This window comes from Blastococcus sp. TF02-09 (assembly GCF_003319105.1).
Classification (GTDB): Bacteria; Actinomycetota; Actinomycetes; order Mycobacteriales; family Geodermatophilaceae; genus Blastococcus.
In genome coordinates, this window is record NZ_QOHH01000025.1 from 1 (window position 1) to 1431 (window position 1431).

The window sequence follows — 1431 nt, forward strand, 5'->3', positions numbered from 1 at the left end:
GAGCATGCGTAGGCGGTAGTTGTCGCGGTTGCGGAAGCCGCGGGCGATGCGGCGGTGGAGCTCGATGAGGCCGTTTACGGCTTCGGTGCCGCCGTTGCTGGCCCGGCCGGTGTCGAAGTAGGCCAGGAACGCCTCGCGCCACTGCTTCAGCGTGCGGCCGAGGCGGGCGATCTCGGGGACGGGGCAGGTCGGGAAGGAGTCGAGCACACGCTCGGCGATCTTGCGGCCCTCGGTGGTGCGCTCGTGCCGGTAGGCGGCGCGCAGCTGCTGGGCGCACGACCACGCGAGCCAGACGGCCAGGTGTCGTTCGTCGGCGCCGAACGCGGTCTGCAACCGGTCCCGCTGCCGGTCGGTGAGGTGCTCGGCGCCGGCCCGCAGCGTGTTCCGGATGCCGTAGAGCGGGTCATTCTTGCGGCCGCGGTGGCCGTGGATCTCCTGCTGGACCCGGCGCCGGCAGCGGTCCACGGCGTCGGTGCCGAGCTTGACGACGTGGAAGGCGTCCAACACCGCCGTGGCGTCCTGCAGGCGGTCGTCGATGGCGTTCTTGTAGCCGTGGAACGGATCCAGGGTGGCCACCTGCACCCGGGCACGGAACGCGTCGCCGCGGGCGGTCAGCCAGTCGGCGTAGGCCTTGCCCGACCGACCGGGCACCAGGTCCAGCAACCGGGCCCGAACACGTCCGCGCTGGTCACGGCTCAGATCGACCATGCCGGTCAGCTCCTTCGGGCCGCGACCACCGGCCTCGATCGGCTTGGTCGAGACGTGGTGCCAGATGTGCTCATCCACGCCCAGCGCGGTGACCTCGGCGAAGCGGGCCTCGTCGGCGGCCATCGCCTCCAGCAGTGGGCGGACCGCCCGCCACACCGTGCGCCAGGTGGTGCCCAGCTGACGGGCGATGCCGGCGACCGAGGCGTGCTCACGGCGCAGCAGCCCGACCGCCCACCAAGCCGCCCGGGTGGTCAGCAGCGCCCGGGGCCGGGCGAGAGTGTCGTGCTGCTCGGTGAACGCCTTGCCGGAACACGCCTCCTCGGTGCAGCGCCAGATCCGCTTGCGCCACACCAGCCCGACCGGCCGGCCGAAGCAGGGCACATCGATCAGCACGACATCGCGCCGGCCGTGGCTGCCGACCAGCACGCCACAGGCCACGCAGCCCATCGGCGCGGGCGCTGACTCGACCACTACCCGCAGCTGGCCGGGGAGTTCGGCGACTTCGAGAACGTGGAACCCGTCCAGGCCGACAAGCAGATCGCAGCGGTCGCAGTAGGAGGAATCAGGGCATGAGCGCGCGCGAGCGCACGCCGTAGGCTCGGACACCGTCGAGGCCTTCCGGTCGGGCAGCTTGGTCGCTTCCGATCTTGGAAGGCCTCGACCCGTTCCCGGCCTCAGCTCCCACGCGCGAGTCCCTCACACCCACCGCAGGTACGAAGAGCC

The 1431-nt window shown here is 71.8% G+C and carries 1 protein-coding gene; it reads right to left on the bottom strand.

Annotation, left to right across the window (positions count from 1 at the left end):
* The coding region (locus DQ239_RS19985) for an ISL3 family transposase (protein ID WP_199583228.1) at window positions 1-1179 on the bottom strand (1179 nt) is incomplete at its 3' end.
* Window positions 1180-1431 lie beyond the last annotated feature (252 nt).